General features: G+C 42.5%; 5 protein-coding genes and 1 pseudogene. 3 read left to right on the forward strand and 3 right to left on the reverse strand.

The window, feature by feature from the left end:
- A partial coding sequence (locus tag ACH2DQ_RS08340; protein ID WP_395026342.1) for a helix-turn-helix domain-containing protein occupies positions 1-235 on the reverse strand: 235 nt, incomplete at its 3' end.
- Positions 236-682: 447 nt separating this feature from the next.
- On the opposite strand from ACH2DQ_RS08340, the gene ACH2DQ_RS08345 reads away from it, so the two are divergent.
- Positions 683-3,472 carry a YfhO family protein gene (locus ACH2DQ_RS08345; protein WP_394914435.1) on the forward strand — a complete coding sequence of 930 codons (2,790 nt, stop codon included), beginning with the start codon at positions 683-685 and terminating at the stop codon, positions 3,470-3,472.
- Here the strand turns inward: ACH2DQ_RS08345 and ACH2DQ_RS08350 are convergent.
- The gene (locus ACH2DQ_RS08350) at positions 3,469-4,368 is read right to left on the reverse strand and encodes a helix-turn-helix domain-containing protein (protein WP_394914434.1); all 900 of its coding nucleotides are present in this window, start codon (positions 4,366-4,368) and stop codon (positions 3,469-3,471) included. The two genes, ACH2DQ_RS08345 and ACH2DQ_RS08350, sit on opposite strands and share 4 nt — an antisense overlap.
- A gap of 277 nt (positions 4,369-4,645) precedes the next feature.
- Here ACH2DQ_RS08350 and ACH2DQ_RS08355 point away from each other — a divergent pair, with 277 nt between their 5' ends.
- On the forward strand, positions 4,646-5,269 hold the full coding sequence (locus ACH2DQ_RS08355) for a sugar O-acetyltransferase (protein ID WP_394914433.1): 624 nt from the start codon (positions 4,646-4,648) through the stop codon (positions 5,267-5,269).
- A gap of 7 nt (positions 5,270-5,276) precedes the next feature.
- Positions 5,277-6,665: an MATE family efflux transporter gene (locus tag ACH2DQ_RS08360; protein WP_394914432.1), complete on the forward strand. Its 1,389-nt coding sequence runs from the start codon at positions 5,277-5,279 to the stop codon at positions 6,663-6,665.
- 43 nt (positions 6,666-6,708) lie between these two features.
- Here the strand turns inward: ACH2DQ_RS08360 and ACH2DQ_RS08365 are convergent.
- Positions 6,709-7,219, reverse strand: a pseudogene (locus ACH2DQ_RS08365) (nucleotidyltransferase domain-containing protein); the annotation flags it as partial.

A 7,219-nucleotide genomic window follows, 5' to 3' on the forward strand; every position in this document is an offset into this window, starting at 1 on the left:
AACTTCGCTCCAGTATCACTCCATGTTTGACGTAATGAAGCATCAGCAGGGTACCCTTATTCATGTCCCTGGCACTTCGCCGTTCTTCTTTCTGAAGCTCCTGCATCTGTTCTGTATACTCCAGTATTCTCTTCTTCGTCTCTGCATTCACTCCCGGACGGTCATTTAATGCTAAGGAAACTGTTGCCGGGGATACTTTTAGTGCTTCTGCAATATCTTTGGCCTTTAAACGCATACTCCACTCCTTTTGCCTGTACGAAATCATCTGCTGTTTTGTACATTGTACCACAAATCATATCATTATCCTATGTCTTACTTTTTCCAGTCATTCTCGCAGCCGGAGTATTGTCTGGTACAGATTCAAAGCCCCCATTCCCCATTCTTGGTTGGGATAACTGTAAGCGGGAGTGCGGTCTGCTCCCCTTAACAAATACGTATTACTGGCAGCTGTATTCATACTGAGATTATTCCCGTGTACGATTCCATATGTCATTAAATCTTCAGCGGCACCTGCCAAATGGGCTGCCGCAACGGAGGTTCCAGACTCACTACGGGTACCGCAATGTCAACCTGCATATTGCCAGCTTTCTTGCTTCATAAACTTATATACTTGACTGGATATATATGGTATTATTTTCTTAATAACATTACACCACAAATGATAACAGAGAGGTTCCGAAATATGCATTCTCCCTTAAATAAACCAGTGTCAGAAAATGAGAAAACATTCCCCGTTTCATGCTTTGCCTTATACAGTATTTTATTTGTCATAATCTTTGGTATATGCTTTTTCTGGCTGTTCTCCCAGAATAAGTCCCTGGTTTCAAACGGCGATGCCCTTAATCAGCATTTTTCTGCCCTTGGCTATTATGGGAAATATTTACGGGAAATCATCCGAACTTTTATAGAAACGGGAAATCTGGAAATACCTCTATGGGATTCTAAGCTGGGGTTTGGCTCCGACGTGATCACCACATTAAACTATTATGTAATCGGAGATCCCCTTACCCTTCTCTCTGCATTTGTTCCGGCATCGAAAACGGAATATTTATATGGAGGTCTCATTATCCTGCGCCTTTATCTGTCGGGCATCGGTTTTTTATTCTACTGCCGGGTAATGAAAAAGGATCGTTTTCCTTCTATTTGCGGAGCATGCGTCTATGCTTTTTCTGCCTATGCGCTGTATGCATCCACAACACATCCCTTTTTCGCAAACTCAATGATATATCTGCCCTTTCTGCTGATGGGGATAGAAAAAATATTTCAGAAGAAATCGCCCTGCTTCTTTATTCTGATGATTTTTATTTCTGCTCTGAGTAATTTTTATTTTTTCTATGTGTTAAGTATTCTCATTTTGTTATATGCGATTATACGCTTTTTTGATTATTATAAAGAACACAGAGTGCGCCATTTTTTATTATGTCTGGCACGCTTCAGCGGTTTTTATTTTGTCGGTGTTCTGCTTGCAGGGTTCTTGTTACTGCCCGGTATTCTGGCTGCTTTAACCAGCAGACGCTTCAGCATGGATCATACAGTTAACATAGGTTATCAGCCGGGGTACTACAAGAAGCTTCTGTTTGGCATTTTCACAGGTCAGGGTGCCGGGAACTGGACTTTTATCGGCTGCTCTGTCATTACCTTTCCCCCACTCGTCTTATTACTTATGCAGAAAAAGAAATACCGGAGCCTGAAAGTCTGCTTCCTGGTTCTGACTGGATTTCTTTTGATTCCTTATGCCGGACATGTACTAAATGTATTTTCTTATGCCGCCAACCGCTGGAGTTATGCATATTGTTTCATGATGGCGTTTATTCTGGTGTGTATGTTACCTGAGTTTTTACAGATTCACAAGCGGCAATTTCTGGTTTTAGCAGGGGTTACTGCCTGTTATCTCATCCTTTGCGGTACCCTTGGACAAAATTCTGATGAGAGTTTTGTTAAATTTGGCATATTACTGGCTGTAACGGTTCTGGTTCTGCCCATCCGCTATACATCCGCATATTTACACGGGAAGTCACTGGCATACCTGTCATATCTCCTATTAATGACAGCCGGAATTGCCTGTTATGGATTTGACCAGTTTTATTTCAGCGACCCGGATGACAGCCGTTTTCACAACAGGGATGCTTCCTATTCCGTCATCGTAAATGAACCTCTTAGCGCACTTATGCAGTTAAATGACCCGGAATTCTTCCGGTATGAGCTTATGGGACAGGCTTCGGATATTTCCCGAACAAATTCCGCCCTGTTGAGCGGTTTAAATGGAATGGACTTTTACTATAGCATAGCCGATGGAAATGTGAGTAAATTTCTGCTTAAAGTCTCTGGTTCGTATCGCAGTACCAACTGCTACCGTGGACTGGACAACCGAATTATCCTGGATTCCCTGGCAAATGTGAAATACCAGATTGGGGACAGCACTTTAAAAGAGAATCCATTTTACGGCTATACCCTGCTGCAGACGCCACAGACAGCGCAATCCCCTTACCGGATATACCAGAATCAGAATATGCTGCCCTTTGGATATACCTATGACAGCTATCTCCCCCGGTCAGAATATGAACCTCTGGACCCAGCTCAAAAACAGGCGGCGATGCTTCAGGCAGCCGTTCTGGACATAGATCATGATGCAGTCGGGGATACTGTGGATGAGGCTGTTGAAAATACGCAATTAGAGGCACCTTTATCAGCTTCAAACTTGGGATTACTGAAAAAAGCAGAAGTTCAATATACAGATAAAAAACTCCCTTATAGCATAAGCCCCTCAAAAAACGTCACATACAAGAACGGAAATTTCCACGTAAAAAAACCTTCTTCCTCCATAACAATTACCTTGAAAGGAATAAGGGACTCTGAAAATTATCTCATTTTCCGGAATCTCAGGTTTAAGAACGATAACCAGAAGAAACGTAAAAAAACAGAAACATCTGCTGAAATTTCAGCTGCCGCAAATGGTATTACAAAAAATCTAACGATTTTAACTCCCGAATACCGCTGGTATGAAGGACGTAACGATTACCTGTTAAACTTTGCATACAGCAGCAGCCCATTAAAAGAGATCAAGCTTACATTTCAACAAAAAGGCATCTACACCTTTGATGATCTTATTGTAAACAGCCAGCCAATGCAGCAATATGCTGCACAGATCCGTCATTTAAAACAGGACTATCTGAAAAACCCGGTGTTTTCGCCTAACAGAATAAGCGGTTCCATCCATCTGGATTCTGCTAAAGTCTTATGTATGTCCGTTCCTTATTCCAAAGGCTGGAGCGCCTATGTGAATGGTGAGAAAGCAGAGCTTTTAAGAGTAAATACCATTTATTCCGGCATTTTACTGGAACCGGGTGAACATCAGGTAGTATTAAAATATGTTACCCCAGGTCTTGGTGCAGGAATCCTCTGCTCTTTGCTGGGTGTCATTTCCTTTACAGCCATTATAATCCGGAGAAAATTATCAGTCAGACGATCCTAAGCCCAGTCTCTCTTTCGGTATTTTTCCGGTGAGATTCCGTTCTGCCTGCGAAATTCTTTACAATAGTAGCTTACGTCATGAAAACCACAGGCGTAAGCTATTTCTGTAACGGACCTGGTATCCTGTTTCAATAATTTCTTGCTTTGGTCGATCCTGAATTCCAGAAGATAGCCAAACGGCGTCATATTCAGTATTCTGTGAAACAGCCTGTTGCAGCTGCTTTTGCTGATATTAGCAGCATTCGCCATATCCTCCAGCGTAATTGTTTCGGTATAATGCTTTTTTATATACAGCATAATTTTCATGATACTGTAATGAGAAGAATCTACCGGAGACGGGGATGCCGTGCAAAGACCGGGAAGATTCTGTATCATATCTATAAAAACCCTTTGCAGGGAATGCAGCACTAAAAATTCCCTTTCGAATCCGGTGGAGGACGCTGCCTGATTCAGGGTGCCGATATGGGACAGACAGTCCAGCTCCCAAGGTGTTGATTTATTGAATATGTGATAGGGAAAACCCCCGTTTTGCATAAGGGGAATGATATACTTGGCTGCGATTAAGCTTTGCATGGTTTCTGAAATAAATTCCGGTGCAAAAGTATAACTGTAGTATACCGGATTCTCATTTTGAGCTGGTTTCACCTGATGCAGAACCCTGGAATTAATAAAAATCGCCTCTCCCGGACCCAGGCTGAACGTATCCGAACTGACGGAAAAGTGAAAATGACCGGACTCAACATAAGTTAATTCAAAGTCATTATGCCAATGCCAGGGGACGATTCCCATATCCAGGTTAAGGGTAAGTCCGGAGGAGATCAGAATCGGATAGATCGGGGTCCCATGTTCCTCCAGCTGCTTCAGTGTGTGATCCGTTTTTATGATAGAAGTTTCCATATCAATGTTCCTTTCGCACTTTATCTAGTGCCTCCCGGCGTATTTGCGCCGGGCGGCACTAGTTCTGCAGCCAGCTGTGTATCCTGCTGCATATTTCAGGTGATTCTATTATAAAAGCTGCGTTGCATCCAAATTCCTGAGAATATATTTATAAAAAATGACATTATCTCTATATAACTAAACAAATAATAGTAATATAATACCATATGATCTGTTAAAAGAACAGTTCAAAAGGGCGAAAAAATACTTATAACAAGGTAATATCAGGAGGAACAAAATGGATAACATTGAAAGAAGAGACCGGGAAATGCCATATATTTCAGACGATGCCGTATTTGAGGAGCAAAAAAGAACCAGAAAGCTTTTACAGGAATTTAATTTTATGGATCGTTCCGATTTTGACGGCCTTGGGAAATTAACGCAGCTGCTGCTTGGCAAATCAGGAAAAGGAGCATTTATCAATCCACCTTTTTATTGTGATTACGGAAATCATATTGAAGTAGGCGACAATTTTTTTGCAAATTATAACTGTACCATCATTGATGTTGCAAAGGTTACCATTGGCGATAACGTCATGCTTGCACCAAATGTTGCTATTTATACTGCCGGACATCCGATTCATCCGGATTCCCGCAATTCAGCTTATGAATACGGTATAAAGGTTACCATTGGCAACAATGTCTGGATTGGCGGCAATGTGGTCATCAATCCCGGTGTGACAATTGGAGACAATGTAGTAATTGGTGCCGGAAGTGTCGTAACCAAAGATATTCCCGCTAATGTGGTTGCAGTGGGAAATCCATGCAGGCCAATCAAACAAATAACCGAAAATGACCGGAAATATTATTACAAGAATAAAGAATTCGATGAGGAAGCATGGGCGAATATCTCCGGAAAGTGATTGGGAAATGATGAAAAGTTTAAAAAGTATCATCCCGGTAAAGGGGGGATTCTATGGCAGTCTCATAGCCCTCGTATTGCCGATTGCATTCCAGAATCTGATGACCGCTGCCGTAAGTGCAGCGGACGTTGTAATGGTGGGTGTGGTAAGCCAGACTGCTCTCTCTGCAGTTTCTCTGGCAAGCCAGGTTCAGTTTGTGCTCAGTCTGTTTTATGCGGGACTTACCATCGGAACCACGATCCTCGCAGCCCAGTATTGGGGCAAAGGAGATAAATCCGTCGTTGAACAAGTTCTGGGCATTTCCATTAAATTATCCCTTGTCATCTCTGTTTTATTTGCCGTTGGAGCAATCTTTTTCACAGGGCAGCTGATGATGATCTTTACCTCCGATCCGGATTTAATCGCAACAGGGATACCTTATTTAAGAATCGTGGGGATATCATATCTGTTTACCAGCGTTTCCCAGATATATCTTTGTATTATGAAAAATACCGGCAAAGCATTGCTGAGTACCATTATCAGTTCTACCGCTATGATTCTGAATATTATTTTAAATGCAGTCTTTGTCTTTGGGCTTTTCGGCGCCCCCAAATCAGGTGTGGCAGGCGTGGCAGCTGCTACCACCATATCCCGGGCAATAGAGCTCATCTGGTGCATTGCCGTATCCGCCAAAGAAGACAACGTTCGGATTCGTATCAAATATATTATAAAAAATAACTGGGAACTGTTCAAAGATTTCATGCATTACTCCACCCCTGTGCTGGGAAATGAACTGGTCTGGGGCTGTGGATTTACCATGTATTCTGTAATCATGGGACATCTTGGCAGTGATGCGGTAGCTGCAAATTCCATTGCCAATATCGTTAAAAATCTTGCCATCTCCCTGTGTATTGGTGTCAGCAGCGGCGGTGCGATCCTGCTTGGAATTGAGCTGGGGAAAAAAGATTTAAAGCTGGCAAAACTATATGCTGCCAGACTTTGTAAACTTTCCCTGGTTACCGGTGTGATCGGCGGCGGAATTATATTAGCAGCCAGACCCTTTATCCTGGATTTTGCTTCATTGTCCCAACTGGCTAGAGGATACTTAAGCACCATGCTGTATATCTGCTCCTATTACGTAATCGGGAAATCCATTAACTCCACCATAATCGCAGGCATTTTCTGTGCCGGAGGGGATACGAAGTTTGGCTTCATCTGCGATACGATTGATATGTGGCTCTTCGCAGTTCCCCTGGGACTTTTGTGTGCATTTATTTTCAACCTGCCTGTGGGATGGGTATACTTTATCATCAGTCTGGATGAACTGGTGAAACTGCCATTTGTATACAGACATTATAAGAAATATCTCTGGCTGAAGAATCTTACCAGAGAGTTTGAACAAAGTGATTCCGCTTAAACAGGCAGACACCTTTACATATGGTGTCTGCCTGTTTGTCATTTTACCATTCATAAATCAACGGCCGCGGTTCAATCCACCACTGCTCGAAATCACTTACATACTGGCTGAAAAGTTTGCTGTTATCTTTTTCGTGGGGATATTGGCTCCAATTGAGATACGCATTTACTACCTTATCACAGTTTTCATCGGACAGGTCTTCTTCAAACTTCCTGCAGAGTTCCACGTACCCATCGGGCTTATTTTCCTGTGCCTGTACCGTCTCCTCTAATCGTCTGTTACAAGGGAATAACACTTTATTCTCCTGGAGAATCATACGATAGCAGCTGTAAATAATATCACCCGCCGCCTTCAGGCGCATATAACCATCTGGCTTACAGACATGCCAGGAATAATCGTAACTCAATTTCATGCAGCTATAAAAAGACTTCATTTTTTCTGCCTGTTCCTGCTCCTGGAATACGGGAATTTCTGCCACAATTTCTTCGATTTCCGGGTCCGTACTGTAAACCACCCGCGCGCATATAAATGAACTTCTGGTAGGTTCATTGGCT

The sequence above is a fragment of the Robinsoniella sp. genome (genome assembly GCF_034124845.1).

What these genes read in the sequence shown, in the direction of transcription:
- ACH2DQ_RS08355 (WP_394914433.1), top strand. Translation starts at nt 4,646, where the DNA reads ATGGATAACATTGAAAGAAGAGACCGGGAAATGCCATATATTTCAGAC.
- ACH2DQ_RS08360 (WP_394914432.1), top strand. Translation starts at nt 5,277, where the DNA reads ATGATGAAAAGTTTAAAAAGTATCATCCCGGTAAAGGGGGGATTCTAT.
- ACH2DQ_RS08345 (WP_394914435.1), top strand. Translation starts at nt 683, where the DNA reads ATGCATTCTCCCTTAAATAAACCAGTGTCAGAAAATGAGAAAACATTC.
- ACH2DQ_RS08350 (WP_394914434.1), bottom strand. Translation starts at nt 4,368, where the DNA reads ATGGAAACTTCTATCATAAAAACGGATCACACACTGAAGCAGCTGGAG.